Here is a 17,377-nt window from a genome sequence, read left to right as displayed (position 1 = left end):
GCGAGTGGGACCAGGTAGCACGGAATTGACCGTTACACCAGTACCAACCGTCATTTCAGCAAGACCACGGGCAATCGCAAGCTGCGCCGTTTTAGTCATGCCATAGTGGATCATCTCTACCGGAATTTGGACGGCGGATTCGCTAGAGATGAAGATAATGCGCCCCCAGTCTTGCTTCAGCATCGTAGGCAAATACTGACGACTTAGGCGTACACCGCTTAAAACGTTTGCTTCAAAAATTTTGAGCCAGTCGTCGTCTGAAATGTCACCAAATGCTTTTGGTTCGTAAAAGCCTAGGTTGTTAATTAAAATATCTACAGTGGGCACTTGTTGAAAGAGTTGTTCAGCACCTTCACGGGTAGATAGGTCAACACCAATACCTGACAAGTTGCTGTTTGGGACAAGTAGGTGGATTTTGTCAATCGCCTGTTTTACCCGTTCTTCTGAGCGTCCATTGATGATCACGGAGGCCCCCTCTTCGGCAAGCGATTGTGCAATTGCAAAGCCAATGCCACTTGTAGAGCCACTAACTAACGCTGATTTTCCTGCTAGCTTCAAGTTCATAATTGGTCTTCTCCTTATTCAGCTATTTACTTGCATTTTTACGGACTGAGAAGCTTAAATCTTAAAAACGGCTGATAAATGCATGACGATTTCTGTACCAACCTCTTAATCTAATTTCATCTTTTTTTTTGCGTTCACGCAGTGTTCCGAAGGAAAGATACCCCGACTGAGACGCAGTAGTTCTCTTAGGGATAGCAATCAAATTTGATGGTTCGATGCCATCAAATTTGATAATTTCCTAGTTGGTAACACAATTAATCCTGTGTTACGTCGCACTAACTGGACTTTGTTTTTACTGCATTGACCTAACCGTTCCCAGTTAAAATTGGATACCGAAACAGCAGTTTTAGTATCGCCACTTACCCAACCAAAAAAGGTTTTTTTACCTTGAGTGGCTTTGACATAATCACCCTTTCTAAAACCATGACGGGTTATAGTTCCACCATATTTGCGGCGCTTCCCACCCAAGCTTTGCAGCATTAAATGTAGTTGGCGACGCGATACAGGTGAACGCCGAATCACGGTAAATGGTGCAGGTGTTATTTTGACTTCACCTTTCCACCGCATTGATGGTTTTGTCGGCATTAATGGTTTGCCATCGGTCGATAATACTGGTACTCGCATCAAGAGATAATCCTCCGAGTAATAGTTAATAGTCCCTTTGCCCAACGCGATTATGATGTCTTGGCTTTACCCAACGCCATTAGTAAGATGGCTGAAATTTAATCCGAACTAGGGAAGAATCCGGTAGTTTTTGCAGAACCGCGTCTCAGTGGGCTATTCAACACTTAAAGTCGTAAGGCTTACTCCCTACAATCCCCACCCTCCGTAGGGTGGGGTAGTTGAATCTGCTCCGATTACAAACGCTTATATTGTAAGGCATAGATGTTCTTGTAGAACCAAAACTTACATGATGACTGCTACTTCAAAGTACGGTTTCACTTCTGAGATTGATCAAAAAACTCTTTATTAACGTCGAAGATTTTCAATTAAAACCGTGAGATTTAGTCAATTTACGCTTGCAAGTCTCGGATAGCCGGAACAGTTTATTTTGATTCATCTGGCTCAATTAAGACGATATCCCATACCGTGTAAAGTTTCAATTGGGTTGGCACAACCACTATTCAATAGTTTACGACGCAATAAACGAAATTTGTGCGAAAATTTGTTTTTTTGGTACAAAATTTCATTTACCCCTTGACTCTCCAGTAGAGGGGAGATTTCACAATAATATTAGTTACTGAAAGGGTTATGAATATGACGCTTCAATTAAAAGTTCCGAATATGGCTTGTTCTGCTTGTGGCGCCACTATTACAGAGGCGATAAAAGCTATTGACCCAAATGCAATAGTTCAAACTGACTTGAAGACAAAGTTAGTAAGTGTTGACTGCCAAGTATCTGAGGTGGAAATTAAACAGGCTATTACAACTGCTGGTTACTTAATCCAATTATTGCAGGCGCCGCAATGGCATTCAGTTCAGTGTCAGTATTAACAAATGCATTGCGTTTACGTAACTTCCGACCTAAAGTAATTGCATAAGGGGTATATATATGTTGATTAGAAACATAATTATTGGCATTACTGCTTCAGGATTATTGTTTGGTGGCGCCAGCAACAAAACGGTAGCACAAATGCCTCATCAAATCCGTAATTCTACGACTTCCCAGACAAGTGAATTTCAACGTATTGAACAACCGCTATGGGTAAAAGCAGCAGTTACAGTTTCTGGTTTAGGATTAGTTAGTTTAGAAATATGGTGGTTTTTGTTAAGTAAGCCAAAGTCACGAAACGCAGAAGCTTATAATGGCATTCAAGAAGTTACAATTACAGTAGATGGAGGTTACGAGCCTAAGTCGAGTGTCGAGTGATAGTTGATGCAGGTAAACCAGTACGCTTAAACTTCCTGCGTCGAGACAAAAGTAGCTGCTATATTAGATTTCGTAAATAATAAAAAGCTGGCATATACTTCTTTTTCAATGCCAGCTTCACAAATATCTAAATATTCTTCAATAATTACTGATTAAAATTAAATCGTCCGTTAACTTTTTCACCGCTAATATCGGCATTAATTCTAACTTGATATTGACCAGCGGAGCCTTTATCCAACTTAGCAGCATAATGTTTACCATCAGCATCATAGGTTAGGGGGACAGTTTTTTGTTTTCCATCCGGCGCCTGAATATCTGCCGTAACTTTTGCGTTGGGAACAGCTTCGTGTTTATCACCTGATAATACATATAAATCTAAATGAGTGGCGCCATCTTCTTTTTCAGGTACTAACTCTAAGTGATATTTTCCGACTTCGACTACTTGACCACCTTTTTTGCTGCCAGAATGGTCTGCGTTATTTGCAGTCGTTTCAGTTTTACCTATAGTTTCTGTAGTACTACTAGTTGTATTAGTGCTTTCTGAAGCTTGGTTGCTACAGGCGCCTAAAAACAATCCTGCACTAGCTAAAATAATAAAGCCTAGTTTGAGTGATTTCATTGATTTACTCCTGTTAAATATTATATAGTTACTTCAGAAACATTGGAATCTTGAATATTTTCTGTCGGATGTTTTGAAACTAAAAACTTACCAAATAGCGAATATAAAGCAGGTAGAACTAATAGTGTTAATGCAGTAGAAGTAAATAAACCTCCTAATACCACTACAGCTAGAGGTTGCAAAATTTCTTTCCCTGCACCTGTCCCAACTACAAGAGGAACCATACCCAGTGCAGACGCTAGTGCTGTTAATAGAATTGCTACTAAGCGTTCCATTGAACCAGAGACAATTACTTCTTTGAGGGGTATTCCATCAGCTAAACGATTATTGTAGTTATCTACTAATAACAATCCATTTCGTGTTGCGACTCCAAATAAGGTGATAAAACCAACCATTGAAGCAACAGAGATAATACCCCCACTAATAGCAACAGAAATTACACCACCAATTAACGCTAGTGGCAAGTTAATCATAATCATTAGCATGGCAGGAATTGAATGGACGGCAAAGTAGATTAATACAGCAATTACTGCAAACGCGGCATTACCTGCAATAATTAAAGTTTGTGTCGCCTGTTCCTGTGCTTGAAACTGTCCGCCAAATTGAATGTAGTACCCAGATTTTAGAGGTATTTGTTTCACACGAGAGCGCACGTCTTTAATTACAGAACCTAAATCTCTTCCCGAAACGTTCGCAGAAACTACAATCAATCTAGAAACGTTTTCGCGGTTGATGGTGCTAGGACCTGTGGCATAATCGACTTTGGCAACTTGGGAAAGCGGAATTTTTTGCCCTGAAGGGATATCAATTAGTAAATTACCAAGTACATCTAAGTTATTGCGGTAACGTTCTTGTAGCCAAACAACCATATTGAAAGTTTGTTGCTTATCCAAAATTTGGGAAACAACTTTTCCATTCAAACCTGTCTCAATTGTTTCTGCTAGCGAGCCAATACTTAAACCATAACGCGCGGCAGCATCGCGGTCAAAGTTAATTTGCACTTGCTTAACAGGAACTTGCGGTTCAAGCTGCAAATCTACAATGCCAGGAATACCACTTATAGCAGTTTGTACTTGTTTACCTATATTACGCAGGTCTCCAAGTTCAGTACCATAGATTTTGACGGCAATAGCACTTCTGACACCCGATAAAATTTCATCCATACGGTGGGAAATAAAACCACCGATATTAGTTGCTACACCAGGTAATTTTTCATACTCTTTTCGCAATACTTCAATAGTTTTCGCCCGATTTTTTGCTCCTGCTTCGCTAATTTGTACATCCATCTCGCCAAAGTTAACCCCTGCTATATCTGGGTCTCCTTGAGCAAAACCTGAGCGCAACTGAATTGAATCAAACAGCTTATTATTTTTCAATGCATCCATTACTGCCGTAGCTGACTGATTCGTTGCATCCAAAGATTCACCAGGGTATAAAGTAATTGAATTTACTAACTGTCTATCTTGGAACTCTGGTAAAAAGACTTTTCCTAAACTAGGTAGAATAATTATTGAAGCTATAAATCCTGCTAAAGCAATTCCTAAAACTATTTTGGGACGGCGAATTGCAAACTTTAAAGCTGGACAATATACTTGATGTGCTTTACGTTCTACCCAAGTTTCTGTATTGGGCAGGCGCCGATTAGCAAGTAACAAAGCACACAATGCCGGAGTTAATGTTAATGCGACCAAAGTAGAAGCCAAAATAGATAGTAAATAAGCAATTCCCATCGGCGTAAAAATGCGACCTTCTACCCCAGATAGCGCAAAAATTGGTGCAAAGACTACTGCAATAATTACAGTGGAAAATAAAACACTAACTCGTACTTCTACTGAACCATCGAAAACTACTTGTAAAGGTCTTTTAGGATGAGGAGATATTTGGTTTTCTCGTAGGCGTCGATATACATTCTCCATATCAACAATGGCATCATCCACTACTGAACCAATTGCAACTACTAACCCTCCCAAAGTCATAGTATTAATTCCCAGCCCAGTCCAGTTAAGGATAATCATTCCCAAAAGTAATGACACAGGTAAAGCACTAAGGCTAATAACTACCGTTCGCCAATTCATTAAAAAGAGAATTAGAATAACCGAAACAATAATCGTTCCATCACGCAGCGCTTCCTCAACATTTTTCACCGAACCTTCGATAAATAAACTTTGGTCAAAGGTTTTAGTAAAAATAACATCATTAGGTAATCCCGGCTTAATTTCTGCCATTGCTTCAGAGACAGCTTTTACAACTGTTGGAGTATCTGCTGTAGGTTGCTTGGTGATAGTTAAGATAACCGCGCGCTTACCATTATATAACCCATCTCCCCGTCGCAGTGCTGAACCAATCTGTACATCTGCCACTTGTTCCAATAAAACAGGCGTACCTTTAGTAGCTTTAATAACCGAACGCTTCAGTTTATCAATAGAATCAATTCGCCCAATTCCACGCACAAGCATTTCTTGGTCAGGAGTAATTAAAAATCCTCCTGGTACATTCTTGTTAGCATCTTGCGCGGCTTTAGTTACATCTAATAAAGAAACGTCATAAGCTTTAAGTTTATCTGGGTCAACTAAAACTTGATATTGAATTTCATCACCACCGTAGATAAATATATTACTAACACCAGGAACTGCAAGCAGACGGTTTTTGATATCCCAATTCATAAGACGCCATACTTCCATCATTGAGGTTGTATTCGACGTAAAGGCATATTTCACCGTCCAGCCAAGCGGTGATGAGACAGGTAGAATCTCTGGTTGCTCTACAGATTGTGGTAGCAAACTTTGCGCGCGTTGTAACCTCTCTTGCACCAATTGACGCGCGCGGTAAATATCAGTATCCCAGCTAAAAACAGCTTTAATAGAAGCAATACCCACCGCAGAAGCCGAGCGCAAAGATACCAGTCCCGGAGTTCCATTAATAGAACTTTCTATCGGTCGGGTAACTAAAGATTCTATTTCCTCTGGCGCCAGACCCGAAGCTTCAACTTGAATTTCGACTTGTGGGGGAGCAAATGCAGGAAAAACATCGCGCGGCATTTGGGTGACAGCGTGAAATCCCCACAAACTAATCAATATCGAGGCTAGAACTACCAGCCACCGCTGAGTAATCGACCATTTAACAATAGAATTAAGCATTCATAGTAATGTTCGTAGTTAGGTACTATCTCTAATGTCCCAGACCAAGATGAAATCAAGATGAAATTTTGATCTCATAAGTTTTAGAGCATACTAATATTGATATGCTGTTTTAGGTCAAGCTTAATGAAGAACTACTTGTGAACCTAGAGAAGATACCAGACGAAGCATTAGTTGTTCGAGGTGGACGCAATCGTCCAGAAGATATTGAACGTGCTGTTGGGATTCATCCCATTGGCGTAACTGGAATTTCTGTAGAGAGCGCGATAGGATTATCTATAGGAGAGTTAGCAGCAAAAATTCCTCATGGGCAAGTAGGTGTTACAACAGTAGGAGAAGTCCGAGCTATAGGTGGTGATGTGGTTCGTACTTCTGGTAGAAGTCCTTACCATTGACTGGTTTAACACCGCAACAAGTTAGCAATCTATTAACTCCCACTATTTACAATCCAGCTAAATCAAATTAGAGGCTTTATAACTATGGATAAACCAAGAGTTTTTGCTGATTTCCACAACGCCGATGCTCAAGGTCGCTTACGTCTTAATTGTACTGGAACGATTGAGGATTTAGCTCGCCAAAAAATTTGGTTGCAAGATGCTCAAGAATTAACATTATATAGCGGTTCCCAGTCAAATGAGGTATAATATTTAAACAAAGGTAGTGCATCTTAAAAAAGTAAAAATGAAAGCATACTCACTTGACCTACGTCAAAAAATAGTTGATACATACTTAGAAGGCGGAATATCGCAACGTCAGCTTGCAGAAAGATTTAAAGTAGCTTTAAGTTTTGTTGAAAAAATACTTAAACAATATAGAGAAACAGGAAACATCGCTCCGAAAATCAGGATACAACAAACTCCACCAAAGTTAAATGAAGAGCAACTAAATATTCTTAAAGAAATTGTCGAAGCGAATAATGATTCTACTTTGGCGGAAATTCGTATTTTATTAGAGCAAAAAACAGGAGTTTTAATTGGACGCTCAACAGTAGATAGAATGTTAAATAGAATGGAATTTACAGTAAAAAAAAACATTACATGCGGATGAAAAAGAGACTCAAAGGGTTCAATCATTAAGAGTAAAGTTTTGGTTAGAGATGCAAGCCATATCTCCTGAAAACCTTATATTCATTGACGAAGCCGGAGTAAATATATCTTTAATAAGAAAACTTGCTCGTGCCCCAAAGGGTAAACGAGCGCATAGCTCTCGTCCTCAAAAACGTAGTCAAAATGTTTCTGTAATTGGCGCCATTGGCTTGAAGGGGATGATAAGTAAATACAGCCTTTTAGGCGCAACAGACGGTCTCACATTTGAAGCTTTTATTTCTCAAAATTTAGTTCCACAACTTTGGGATGGTGCTTGTGTCGTAATGGATAATTGCTCCATCCACCTAGGCAAGGAGATAGAAAATTTAATTGAAGCAGCAGGAGCTAAATTAATTTATTTACCACCATATTCTCCCGATTTTTCGCCAATTGAAAACTGCTGGTCAAAGATTAAGAGTATATTACGTTCTATCGGCGCCCGAAATTATCCAGATTTAGCGCAAGCCATTGAAGCAGCTTTTGAGAAAGTCTCTTTAATTGATATTCGTAATTGGTTTACCCATTGTTGCTACTGTACCTCATTAGACTAGGAAATGCTATATAGTGAAGATCTAGAAGTTGATGGAGTTGTTCGATACTCTACCGAAGAAAACGTCTGGGTAGCTGTTATTAATTGGGATGAGATTCAAGAGCAAGAAAATTTAATTCAAGATAGTAAGCTCTATCGATAATTTACTTTTGCGTTGTCAAGTTTTGTATCAAAAATCAATTTGTTTGATTCAAAGCTTTACTTAAAATGCTATACAAATATCTTCTAAGTGTATCTTCAGCACCAGGATAAGCTGGCAAAGCCTCAATTTCTGAATTTGAATATAATTGATAACAGCCTGGGTAAAGAATTGATAGGATTAAAATATCCAAGTAAGTCCTCATTAGTAGTCCAATTAGGAGCGACGGGAACTAAAAGGTATTCAGCACCGAAAGCTTCAGCATATACTTTTGTTAACCAAGTTTTTCCTGTTCCGCTAATTCCACTCAGAATGACAATTTATACCTGATCTGACTTTTCAAACATCCTCTTAGCTCTTCTCTCTGTGAACTCTGTGTCTCTGTGGTAAATAAATCATTAAAAATAATGGCATAAATCAGTTGATAAGTTGGGTTACGTTGCGCTCCACCCAACCTACTGTTCGTTGTTGTCGTGCTTTTTAAGCTGTCCTGTTGTTCCTGATAAACTTGGGTGCTTATGTTTATCTAGATAAACTTCGCTTTCAAGATTTAAAATTTCTTCATTCGCACTATTATGTACTGTAACTAAAGAGTCGCGCGTTCGACGACTCGACCAAAAACTACCTGCTGCAAAAGCGGCACCAGCTACTCCTATTCCTCCAACTCCTAATAACCACAAAGGTATTGATGAATTGTTAATTTTTACTTGAGTTTCTTCTGTGTGGGAATGTTCGTCTGTTGTACCACCTCGTAAAGATTGTGCATAAAGTTGCGGCGCCCGTTGTGTTACTATTACATCGCCATCAAACAAACCGCTTTTAATTTCTACCATGTCACCAGATGTTTGTCCGAGAGTAACTTCGGCAGCTTGGTATGCATTACCGTTTTGTACATAAACAAGTTTTTTACCGTTTGCATCAACTACTGCTGCTGTAGGGATAGCTGCTACTGGAGTACTAGTTTTATCTGTGAGGACTTCAAGTTCGGCAAACATTCCTGGTTTGAGTTGTCCATTAGCGTTTTCTATTTCGGCTTGTACTGATACTACTCGCGTTTCTGGTGATACCAAGGTGCCAACGCGCGATATTTTGCCAGAAAAGATTGTGTTAGATAAACTTGCAACTTTTACTCTTATTCTTTGACCGACTTTGACTTTATCTAAATCCTTTTCATAAATATTTGCCGTAGCAAAGACTTTACTATCATTAACGATGGTCATTAATTTACCACCTGCATCGTTAAAAGTTTGACCAAGAGTAACTTCACGGTCGGCAATTTTACCTGAAATAGGCGCCGTCACTGTCACTAAACCCTTTGTATTAGGCGCATTACCAATTTGTTGCAGTCGAGTATTATAAGTAGCATTACTTAGACGTAAATGTTCTTGCGCTACTTGTAAAGCTGATTGCGCGCGTTTCATTTGTGCCTCGGCTTCAATAACATCGCGTCTGTTATTAGCTGTAGTGAGTTTAGCGCGCGCTTCTGCTAATTGAGTTTGAGATTCAAGTGCGTTACGACGAGGTAAGGCACCAGCCGAAGCTAATTGTTTATCTTTAGTATATTTTTCATTTGCAAATGAGACTTGGCTTTGTGCAGTAGCAATTTCAGCATTAGCAATTTGCACATAGCGTTGATAATTTTGTTGAGCTAATCTTAAATCTGTTTGCGCTTGTTGTAATGAAGCTATTGCCTCTGCACGTTTTTCTTGAGATTCTACGCGCAATGTCACCAAATCTGGACTTGTAACAACGGCAACAGGTTGACCTTTTGTAACCGTGGCGCCTGGTTCCACCAATAACTCAACTACTTTGGCGCCTGTTATTGGGGTAGTAACTTCAACTTTTTGGCTCGGTAATGTTTCAATCTGCCCAGTAGTTTTTATTCCCACAGCTAGAAATTGTCGTTTGGCTGGTTCTGTTTTAATACCAAGTCGGTTAGCAGTTTGGGCATCGACTTGTACTGAACTAGGTGTTTCTGCTGCATCGCTTCCACTTTTAAATTCGTTACCATGCCCACTATGAGCGAAAACAAGTGTTGGGCTTGCTAATAACAACATACTCAGCAGCGTGCCAGAAAGGCAATAAATTGCTTTTGGTGCTTGGTTACAGTTAGACAGTCCCATCGCTTGTCAATCTCCTTTAGTTATTGGGTTTGGTTTACAGTCTGACATCACTACATGAAATTAGGATGAAATTGACGAACGTTCTCAATTGCGTATCATAAATTACTTTTTATACCAAGCTTGGCGCCACTGCTTCATTTGATTAATTTCTGCTTGTTGTGAGGAAATAATATCTAGGGCAAGTTTCTTGATTTGCGGACGCTTTGATTTAGTTGCAGCATCTTGAGCCATTGTTAAGGCGCCTTCGTGGTGAGGAATCATCGCATTAATAAAGCGCAAGTCAAACTCGTTGTCTGCTGCACCTAAGTCTATGTTCATCATCATCGCTTGCATCTGGTCTACGGACATTTCCACAGTTTTGTTAAGTTTTGCATCATAAGCTACTGGTTTACTTGGAGCTTTTGGATACCAGGCTTGGCGCCACTGCTTAAGTTCAGCAATTTCTTTGTTTTGAGCTTTAATAATGTCATTTGCTAGCTTTTTAATTTCTGGACGCTTCGATTTTTGCAGCGCTTGCTTCGCCATGATTACGGCGCCTTCGTGGTGCGGAATCATTGAGTCAATAAATCGCAAATCGAAATTTGCATCGGCTGGTCCTAAATCCATTGACATGCTATGGTTCATACCGCCATGATTCATACCATCATGATTCATGCCGCCTTGAGCCGTCTGTTTGTCGGTAGCTTCGGTTGCAGTTGAACTATTCGATTGAGCCTCGTTTTGGGATGCGGTTGTAGAACAAGCAACCAAGGCACTACTAGCAAAAGTTGTCGTAGCAATCAGGCTGAATGTAAAGAACTTATTTTTAAAATTAGAGAGTTGCATAGATTATTATTCAATGATTTTTGATTGGATTTTAAAATCTCCAGTTAAGTGGAGAGTCAAGGTTTGCAATGCGCGTTTGGGGTTTACAGCTATACTACTGTGCTTACTATTTAGTTTTGCAGGCAAAAATGAAATCAGGATGAAATTAGAAGGCGCCTTGAAATCATGCATACCAATGAAATCAGCATGAAACGCTCGTACTTGCTAATCAAATAATTATAAAATTACTTACAAGGATTACTTAGGTTTGTGTAAGCTGTGATACAACATTTTTAGTAAGTAAATAGAATTTTTGTTCTTTACAGTAGTAATTTCCAAAGGTAGTTGAACTGTAAAAATGCTACCTTTGTTCAATTCACTCTCTACATTTAACTTGCCTTTATGTACACTAACAATTGCGCTTACAATCGCTAAACCCAATCCTGAACCACCTGTACTGCGGGAACGGTCACGCTTAACACGATAAAAGCGGTCAAAAATGTGAGGAAGTTCCCTAGATGAAATACCAATACCTGTATCTTGAACTTGAATTACAGCATAATGGTCGTTTCTATTTAAAAATACTGTTACCTCTCCTCCTTTTGGAGTATATTGAATTGCATTCACTATTAAATTAGATATCAAACGATAAAGCTGGTCGGTGTTACCAATAATATTTAACGGTATTGGCGCCACCTTTACAGATGTTAGCGTGACTCCTGCGGTGCCTGCCATTGCTTCAAATTCCTCTACTAAGTCGGTGACTATTTCCTCTAAACAACATAGTTCACGTTGTTTAATAGGTTGTTTCTCTAAACGCACTAACATTAGCAAATCAGCAACTAAAGTCGTAAGTCGCTGATTTTGACGGTGTATAGTTTGCAAAATATCTCGTGTTTCTTCCTCTTCGAGTTTCGGTGTTAAAAGCGCTGATTCAACTGTGGCGCCACAAGCAGCGAGAGGTGTTCGCAATTCGTGCGCTGCATCGGCTGTAAACTGTTGAATTTGCCGATATGATTGGTATATTGGCTGCATTGCTAATCCAGCTAACCACCACGATGCAATAGCAATCATCACCATTGCAATCGGCAACCCCAATACTAAAGTTAATTTTACACTATCAAGATAACTATTAAACTCTTCTAAACTTCGCCCGACTTGCATATAGCCCCAATGCTGATGACTTCGAGTATGTAAAACTACAGTAATTTGGTGATAATCTTTACCCTTACTATTTTTAATAATTTGCCAAGTTTTGGGATTAAAAACAGTAGGTAAGCCAATGGGATAAGAACCAGCAGTCGCAATCAATTTTCGGGAAGTATCAATAAAACGCACATAGTAATTAGTTTTAGTAACTATACCTAGTAAATGACGTTTAGCAGAAGGCGCCTGTTGAATACAATTAGCTCCAACGCTACAATTATTGATGTTTGGAAATAGCTCATATGCAATTGGTTCTAAACTTCCAGGTTGTAATAGTTTTAGTTCGATACTGTCGTGCAGCGTTCCAGCAACTGACTCAATTTCATTATCTAAAGCTACGACATGAGCATGAAATACTGCTCTGTAAAAACCGAAGGCACATAGGCTTAAAATAAAACCCATGACCAGTGCATAGTACAAAGCTAAACGAATGCGAGTTAACCGAAAAAGTTTATTTTCATTCATTACTAGAATTAAAGCGATATCCCAAACTGTGCAAAGTTTCAATCGGGTTATTACAACCACTTGACGTTAGCTTGCGACGCAACAAACGTATTTGTGCTGCTACTACGTTACTACCTGCTTCTGCATTAATCTCCCATATTTGATTACGAATTTGTTCAGTAGTCACAATTTGGTTAGGATGCTTCATAAAATATTCCAGCAGTTGGAATTCTTTATTAGTCAGGGAAATTACCCGCTTCTCACCCAAAGCATTTTGACTTACAATTTCGCTGCGACTATAATCTAGACTGAAATTACCAACAACAACTTGTCGGGGTTGGAACTGTGGCAAACGACGCTGCAAAGCTCGTAACCTTGCCAGTAATTCCCCCATTCCAAAAGGTTTTACTAAGTAATCATCGGCACCTGCATCTAAGCCAGCAATTTTATCCTCCATTCTATCCTTAGCTGTAAGCATTATAATAGGCAGAGAATTTCCTTTTAAACGTATTTTTTTACATAATTCTAAGCCAGTGATACCTGGAACCATCCAGTCAATAATAGCTATAGTATATTCCGCGAAGCTATTTTCTAAATATGCCCACGCTTCTGTACCATCAATTACCCAGTCAACTAAGTACATTTGCTGTTTTAGAGTACGCTTAATAGCAGCTCCTAAATCCGGTTCATCTTCGACTAGCAACACCCGCATATCTAATTGAGTAGTTAAAGTTTCGTTGTCTATTTGTGAAATAAGCATTTTTTTGTAACTGAGTTATCCCCCTAAAAATAGCTTGACCTATAGGTATCTCTGCATCGCTTCCAATAACTTTAGCTGATAAACTGTAGACAATCTCTAATGCATTGATTGGTTGTTGGACTCTATTAAGTGAGATTAAAATCTTACTAGTGCTATAAGTAACCGCTTCTGTAAAAGTGATAATGATTTTTCTATTATCAACAGAAATATCAATATTAACTTTTTGATTTTTATCATCAAAAACACTAATATCACTACTTACAGCAACAGCAGAGGGAGTTTCGATTATTAGCTGCTTTAAAGGTTTACCATGCTTGGGTACGTGTATTTGAAAAGTTTGTTTAACAAGCTGCCACTGGGTTAAAAATAGTTGTGTCTTATTCTTAACATTATGAGATTCAGTATCATATGTATTGGCGGTTGCACAACCTGTAGAGATAATAGCTAGAGCAATTGTAGTAAATACACCATAATTAATTAACTTTTGCATCATTATACGCCGAATTGGGAAATCTTATACTCAGCTTCTCATCCAAAAATGAAATCAGGATGAAATTTCTGCTTCGCTTTGACTAGTAATTACATGCAGCGCTATAAGGGTATTCCGTCAAAAAAATTTCCCAAACCCCTTGACTCTCCAGTAGACGGGAGAATTCAAAATAGGATTAGTTATTAGAAGGGTGATCAAGATGACACTTCAACTAAAAGTTCCAGACATGGCTTGTGGTGCTTGTAGCGCCACGATTACAGAGGCCATAAAAGCGATTGACTCGACTGCAACAGTTCAAGCAGATCCGAAGACAAAGTTGGTTAACGTTGAAACACAAGCATCCGAAGTTGCAATTAAACGAGCTATTACGACTGCTGGTTACTCGGTTGCTTAATATTTATGGGGTGGTTGGGGACAACCGCTCCACAAGATTATTTATCCCACAAGATTTTTAATGGGGCAAGATATGGAGAACATTACTTTAAAACTCAGGGGTATGAGTTGTGCTTCTTGCGCGCGAAGTGTTGAGGAGGCAATTAGTTCTGTTAATGGTGTGTCGGAGTGTATTGTGAATTATGGTGCCGAATTAGCAAAAGTTTTGTATGACCCTAGAAAAACAGATGTAACAGATATTCAAAAAGCTGTAGATGAAGCTGGTTATTCGGCTTACCCATTACAAGAACAAAATTCTACAGTAAAACAAGATGAAGTTGAAAAGCGTAGACTATCAAGAGAAACTAATGAACTAACACGCAAGGTAGTTGTTGCAATTATCCTCAGTGGAATAATTGTCATTGGTTCTATACCGATAATGACTGGGTTGTATATACCTTTTATCCCAATGTGGTTACATAATCCCATTGTGCAACTAGTGCTAACAATTCCTATCCAATTTTGGTGTGGTTTATCTTTCTATCGCAATGCATGGAAAGCTTTGAAGCGACATGCGGCAACTATGGATACTCTTGTCGCATTGGGAACGAGTACAGCGTTTATTTATTCGCTGTTCCCTACGTTTTTTGCTGGCTTTTTTATCTCTCAGGGACTTAGACCGGATGTATATTATGAAGCTTCGTCTGTTATCATTGCCTTGATATTATTAGGAAGGCTTTTAGAAAGTCGTGCGAAAAAAGAAACACGTGTTGCTATTCGTAAAATCATGGGTTTACAGGCAAAAACCGCACGTTTAATTCGTAACGGACAAGAAATTGATATTCCAATTGAAGAGGTGCAGATTGGGGATGTAATTTTAGTTCGTCCCGGTGAGAAAATTCCTGTTGATGGTGAAGTCGTTGATGGCACATCGACTATTGATGAATCTATGGTGACAGGTGAAAGTGTAGCCATCAAAAAACAGCTTGGTGATGAAGTGATTGGCGCCACTATTAACAAAACTGGTAGCTTTAAATTTAAAGCAACGCGCGTAGGAAAAGATACTGTTCTTGCTCAAATAGTCCAACTTGTTCAACAAGCTCAAGGTAGCAGGGCGCCTATCCAAAGATTAGCAGACTCTGTAACAGGGTGGTTTGTACCTGTAGTAATTGCAATCGCACTCCTAACTTTCATTATTTGGTTTAATATCACGGGTAATCTGACTCTGGCTTTGATTACTATGGTAGGAGTTTTGATTATTGCTTGTCCTTGTGCATTAGGTTTAGCTACTCCAACATCAGTAATGGTAGGAACCGGTAAAGGCGCAGAAAACGGTATTTTGATTAAAGGCGCCGAAAGTTTAGAGCTAGCACACAAAATCAAAACAATAGTTCTAGATAAAACCGGAACCATCACCCAAGGAAAACCTACAGTCACGGACTTTATAACCGTCAACGGTACAGCAAACAGCAATGAAATAAAATTACTGCAACTAGCCGCCTCACTAGAACGCAACTCCGAACACCCTTTAGCAGAAGCAGTAGTTAGATACGCCCAAACCCAAAATGCAGAAACCCAAAATGTAGAGACGCAAAATTTTGCGTCTCTAACAGGCAACGGTGTACAAGGTATCGTCAACAACCACCTAGTGCAAATTGGTACACAACGCTGGATGGAAGAATTAGGTATCAAAACGCAAGCCTTAGAAAAAGACAAAGAACGCTTAGAATACCTGGGTAAAACAGCAATCTACATTGCAGTAGACAGCAAAATCGAAGCATTAATGGGTATTTCAGATGCCGTCAAACCCACTTCCACCCAAGCAATAAAAGCACTACAAAAACTAGGTTTAGAAGTAGTAATGCTTACAGGAGACAATCACCGTACCGCCGAAACTATTGCGCGCGAAGTTGGAATAAAGCGTGTTCTAGCAGAAGTCCGACCCGACCAAAAAGCTGACACAGTAAAAAAATTACAACGCGAAGGAAAAATTGTAGCAATGGTGGGTGATGGTATTAATGATGCACCTGCACTAGCTCAAGCCGATGTAGGTATAGCTATTGGAACCGGAACAGATATTGCCATCGCAGCTAGTGACATAACACTTATCTCAGGAGATTTACAAGGTGTAGTAACAGCAATTCAACTTAGCCATGCAACAATTCGTAACATACGTCAAAATTTATTCTTCGCCTTCATTTACAACATAGCAGGAATTCCAATTGCTGCTGGTATTCTTTTTCCGTTCTTTGGCTGGTTACTTAATCCAATTATTGCAGGTGCCGCAATGGCGTTCAGTTCGGTATCAGTATTAACAAACGCATTGCGTCTACGTAACTTCCGACCCAAAGTAACTGTATAAGGGGAATATATATGTTAATTAAAAAGATAATTATTGGCATTGCTTCTTTAGGATTATTGTTTGGTGGCGCCAGCAACAAAACAGTAGCCCAAATACCCCATCAAACCCATAATTCTACGACTTCCCAGACAAGTGAATTTCAACGTATTGATCAACCGCTATGGGTAAAAGGAGTAGTTACAGCTTTAGGTTTAGGGTTAATTGGTTTAGAAGTATGGTGGTTTTTGCTGAGTAAGCCAAAATCACGAAAGGTAGAAGCTGATAATGGTATTCAATAAATTACAATTGTAGGTTGGGTGGAGGCTAAAGGAACCCAACATTACTATATTAATAAATTACTGTAGAGGTGCGTTGATTATGTTACTGCAAGAAAATACAAAACAAATAGGCACCATTTCCAAAGAAAGTGGTGTACCAATCAAAACAATCCGTTACTATGAAGAACTAGGACTTTTGAAAGCATCGGGTAGAACAGAAGGTGGGTTTAGATTGTTCGACTCAGACGTTTTATCTCGCCTACACTTTATTAAACGCGCGCAAAGCCTTGGTTTAAGTTTATCAGAAATTAAAGATTTTTTATCAGTTTATGACCAAGGTAATTTACCCTGCAATTATATAAAAGCTAGACTTCAAAATAAGGTGATAGCTATTGATAAGCAAATTCAAGAGCTTTTAATGTTTAAGCAAGAGTTAGAAGGACTTCTTTCAGGATGGGAAGAGGTTACAGAAAACTCACAACAAACAATTTGCCCAATCATTGAAAAACATTAATATATTTAATGTTTGTGGTTCTTCCGTACAAAGCGCGTGCTAAATTTTAATTAAAATCGATAATTATCCTTTATAATCAAG

20 protein-coding genes and 1 pseudogene are annotated in these 17,377 nt (G+C 39.1%); 10 read left to right on the top strand and 11 right to left on the bottom strand.

The window, feature by feature from the left end; genetic code table 11:
- The 3 genes and pseudogenes from AC2JBO_RS32875 to AC2JBO_RS32865 form a co-directional block, all read right to left on the bottom strand.
- Positions 1 to 564: SDR family NAD(P)-dependent oxidoreductase (locus AC2JBO_RS32875; protein ID WP_496957835.1), on the bottom strand; the 564-nt coding region annotated here is incomplete at its 3' end.
- A 198-nt stretch (positions 565 to 762) separates the two neighbouring features.
- The gene (locus AC2JBO_RS32870) at positions 763 to 1,188 is read right to left on the bottom strand and encodes a hypothetical protein (protein ID WP_496957834.1); all 426 of its coding nucleotides are present in this window, start codon (positions 1,186 to 1,188) and stop codon (positions 763 to 765) included.
- A gap of 441 nt (positions 1,189 to 1,629) precedes the next feature.
- Positions 1,630 to 1,716 (bottom strand): annotated as a pseudogene (locus tag AC2JBO_RS32865) (helix-turn-helix domain-containing protein); the annotation flags it as partial.
- Positions 1,717 to 1,821: 105 nt separating this feature from the next.
- On the opposite strand from AC2JBO_RS32865, the gene AC2JBO_RS32860 reads away from it, so the two are divergent.
- Positions 1,822 to 2,058 (top strand): heavy-metal-associated domain-containing protein, encoded by a 237-nt coding sequence (locus tag AC2JBO_RS32860; protein ID WP_496957833.1) that lies wholly within the window; start codon positions 1,822 to 1,824, stop codon positions 2,056 to 2,058.
- A gap of 58 nt (positions 2,059 to 2,116) precedes the next feature.
- Positions 2,117 to 2,434: a hypothetical protein gene (locus AC2JBO_RS32855; protein WP_496957832.1), complete on the top strand. Its 318-nt coding sequence runs from the start codon at positions 2,117 to 2,119 to the stop codon at positions 2,432 to 2,434.
- A gap of 145 nt (positions 2,435 to 2,579) precedes the next feature.
- Here the strand turns inward: AC2JBO_RS32855 and AC2JBO_RS32850 are convergent, their stop codons facing one another.
- Together AC2JBO_RS32850 and AC2JBO_RS32845 are read right to left on the bottom strand one after the other, a co-directional pair.
- Positions 2,580 to 3,053, bottom strand: a complete 474-nt coding sequence (locus AC2JBO_RS32850) for a hypothetical protein (RefSeq protein ID WP_496957831.1) — start codon at positions 3,051 to 3,053, stop codon at positions 2,580 to 2,582.
- A 20-nt stretch (positions 3,054 to 3,073) separates the two neighbouring features.
- A complete protein-coding gene (locus AC2JBO_RS32845; RefSeq protein ID WP_496957830.1) occupies positions 3,074 to 6,190 on the bottom strand; it encodes an efflux RND transporter permease subunit in 3,117 nt (1,038 codons plus the stop codon).
- Between the two features lie 140 nt (positions 6,191 to 6,330).
- Between AC2JBO_RS32845 and AC2JBO_RS32840 the strand changes: the two genes are divergently transcribed.
- The 4 genes from AC2JBO_RS32840 (at position 6,331) to AC2JBO_RS32825 (ending at position 7,967) form a co-directional block, all read left to right on the top strand.
- On the top strand, positions 6,331 to 6,585 hold the full coding sequence (locus AC2JBO_RS32840; RefSeq protein WP_496957829.1) for a flavoredoxin: 255 nt from the start codon (positions 6,331 to 6,333) through the stop codon (positions 6,583 to 6,585).
- An 84-nt stretch (positions 6,586 to 6,669) separates the two neighbouring features.
- Positions 6,670 to 6,834, top strand: coding sequence for a hypothetical protein (locus tag AC2JBO_RS32835; protein ID WP_496957828.1), 165 nt, complete (start codon positions 6,670 to 6,672; stop codon positions 6,832 to 6,834).
- 37 nt (positions 6,835 to 6,871) lie between these two features.
- Positions 6,872 to 7,826, top strand: a protein-coding gene (locus AC2JBO_RS32830; protein WP_496957827.1) for an IS630 family transposase whose coding sequence is annotated in 2 segments (ribosomal slippage) — positions 6,872 to 7,215 and positions 7,214 to 7,826 — 957 coding nt in all. Because the reading frame shifts where the segments join, the coding sequence is not laid out codon by codon here.
- A 3-nt stretch (positions 7,827 to 7,829) separates the two neighbouring features.
- Positions 7,830 to 7,967 carry a hypothetical protein gene (locus AC2JBO_RS32825; protein WP_496957826.1) on the top strand — a complete coding sequence of 46 codons (138 nt, stop codon included), beginning with the start codon at positions 7,830 to 7,832 and terminating at the stop codon, positions 7,965 to 7,967.
- 122 nt (positions 7,968 to 8,089) lie between these two features.
- Here the strand turns inward: AC2JBO_RS32825 and AC2JBO_RS32820 are convergent, their stop codons facing one another.
- The 6 genes from AC2JBO_RS32820 to AC2JBO_RS32795 form a co-directional block, all read right to left on the bottom strand.
- Positions 8,090 to 8,275 carry an AAA family ATPase gene (locus AC2JBO_RS32820; RefSeq protein WP_496957836.1) on the bottom strand — a complete coding sequence of 62 codons (186 nt, stop codon included), beginning with the start codon at positions 8,273 to 8,275 and terminating at the stop codon, positions 8,090 to 8,092.
- Between the two features lie 144 nt (positions 8,276 to 8,419).
- A complete protein-coding gene (locus AC2JBO_RS32815; RefSeq protein WP_496957825.1) occupies positions 8,420 to 10,087 on the bottom strand; it encodes an efflux RND transporter periplasmic adaptor subunit in 1,668 nt (555 codons plus the stop codon).
- Between the two features lie 102 nt (positions 10,088 to 10,189).
- The gene (locus AC2JBO_RS32810) at positions 10,190 to 10,912 is read right to left on the bottom strand and encodes a DUF305 domain-containing protein (RefSeq protein WP_496957824.1); all 723 of its coding nucleotides are present in this window, start codon (positions 10,910 to 10,912) and stop codon (positions 10,190 to 10,192) included.
- Positions 10,913 to 11,149: 237 nt separating this feature from the next.
- Positions 11,150 to 12,562, bottom strand: coding sequence for a two-component system sensor histidine kinase RppB (gene rppB / locus AC2JBO_RS32805; protein ID WP_496957823.1), 1,413 nt, complete (start codon positions 12,560 to 12,562; stop codon positions 11,150 to 11,152).
- Entirely contained in the window at positions 12,555 to 13,301 is a 747-nt protein-coding gene (rppA, locus tag AC2JBO_RS32800) for a two-component system response regulator RppA (RefSeq protein ID WP_496957822.1), read from the bottom strand. Before rppA ends, rppB begins: the two co-directional genes overlap by 8 nt.
- Entirely contained in the window at positions 13,228 to 13,794 is a 567-nt protein-coding gene (locus tag AC2JBO_RS32795; RefSeq protein ID WP_496957821.1) for a hypothetical protein, read from the bottom strand. The genes rppA and AC2JBO_RS32795 overlap by 74 nt, the downstream gene beginning before the upstream one ends.
- Positions 13,795 to 13,990: 196 nt before the next feature.
- On the opposite strand from AC2JBO_RS32795, the gene AC2JBO_RS32790 reads away from it, so the two are divergent.
- From AC2JBO_RS32790 to AC2JBO_RS32775, 4 genes are all read left to right on the top strand, one after another.
- Complete coding sequence (locus AC2JBO_RS32790) at positions 13,991 to 14,185, top strand: heavy-metal-associated domain-containing protein (RefSeq protein ID WP_496957820.1); 195 nt, start codon at positions 13,991 to 13,993, stop codon at positions 14,183 to 14,185.
- Positions 14,186 to 14,257: 72 nt separating this feature from the next.
- The gene (locus tag AC2JBO_RS32785; RefSeq protein ID WP_496957819.1) at positions 14,258 to 16,525 is read left to right on the top strand and encodes a heavy metal translocating P-type ATPase; all 2,268 of its coding nucleotides are present in this window, start codon (positions 14,258 to 14,260) and stop codon (positions 16,523 to 16,525) included.
- 11 nt (positions 16,526 to 16,536) lie between these two features.
- Positions 16,537 to 16,803 carry a hypothetical protein gene (locus AC2JBO_RS32780; protein ID WP_496957818.1) on the top strand — a complete coding sequence of 89 codons (267 nt, stop codon included), beginning with the start codon at positions 16,537 to 16,539 and terminating at the stop codon, positions 16,801 to 16,803.
- A 79-nt stretch (positions 16,804 to 16,882) separates the two neighbouring features.
- On the top strand, positions 16,883 to 17,296 hold the full coding sequence (locus tag AC2JBO_RS32775; RefSeq protein ID WP_496957817.1) for a heavy metal-responsive transcriptional regulator: 414 nt from the start codon (positions 16,883 to 16,885) through the stop codon (positions 17,294 to 17,296).
- The last annotated feature ends 81 nt before the right edge of the window (positions 17,297 to 17,377 follow it).

Source organism: Calothrix sp. CBUCES-K 9914, assembly GCF_059640475.1.
The sequence above is the reverse complement of the archived record's forward strand: the minus strand, read 5'-3'. Positions and strand labels throughout refer to the sequence as shown.